Origin of the sequence: Methanoculleus sp. MH98A (genome assembly GCF_000691865.1) — an archaeon.
Classification (GTDB): Archaea; Halobacteriota; Methanomicrobia; order Methanomicrobiales; family Methanoculleaceae; genus Methanoculleus.
Genome location: NZ_JMIO01000184.1, coordinates 1 through 837, shown reverse-complemented (window position 1 = coordinate 837; position 837 = coordinate 1). Strand labels below are relative to the sequence as shown.

The window sequence follows — 837 nt, the reverse complement described above, 5'->3', positions numbered from 1 at the left end:
TAAATTCAATTATTGATGTTGACTTCCCTAGAACTCAGTATGAAATAATTATTGTGGACGACGGGAGTACTGATAGAACTTCTGACATTGCCACTTTATATCAGACAAAGTACGAAAATGTTATTGCATTGTCCAAACCCAATGGAGGCAAGGCGAGTGCCCAGAACCATGGATTAAGATCTGCAAGGGGCAAATACGTCCTAGTTACAGATGCAGATGCTGTAGTTAACAGAGACTGGGTTTCAAGAATGGTGAGACATTTGCAATATTACGACATGGTTATTGGTGCATGTTATGCCAAAAACCCCAAAAGTTGGTTGGAAAAAGTCCAAAACGCTCGCTATTTAATTAAATATAAATATGGGGGGGTAATGGGAATCCCTTCGACAGGGGTCAACAATGCATTCAAAAAAGAGATTATTGATATAGTGGGTGGATTTAACGAAGGTAAAACCTCAGTAACATCTGACTTTATAAAACGCGGAGAGAAAAAAGGGTTGAAAGTACATTATGATCCAAATATATATGTGTACACAAAATGCGCAAGTAGTATTCGCGGTTTTCTAGGACAAAAGTTAAGGTGGCGGGAGGCGGGTACATCTAATTTGCTATCTTTTGGTTATACCTATGGACTGTCTCTCTTTCTATTTACAGCTCTTTTATTGTCCTTGTACCAAAAGGAGGTTGGTTATATTCTCTTTGCATTGGTAATTACATATATGCTTAGTTTTTCAGCGTACTTAGCTCCTTTTTACAAGATGTTAATTAAAAGGGAAGATCGGTATTTTGCTGCATACTTTCTTTTGTATGAGTTTGTGGAACTAGGGGTACGTTTGC

General features: G+C 37.9%; 1 protein-coding gene. It reads left to right on the top strand.

What is annotated here, in order from left to right; translation table 11 throughout:
- Nucleotides 1–53 precede the first annotated feature (53 nt).
- Nucleotides 54–837: glycosyltransferase family 2 protein (locus EI28_RS13715; protein ID WP_231476830.1), on the top strand; the 784-nt coding region annotated here is incomplete at its 3' end.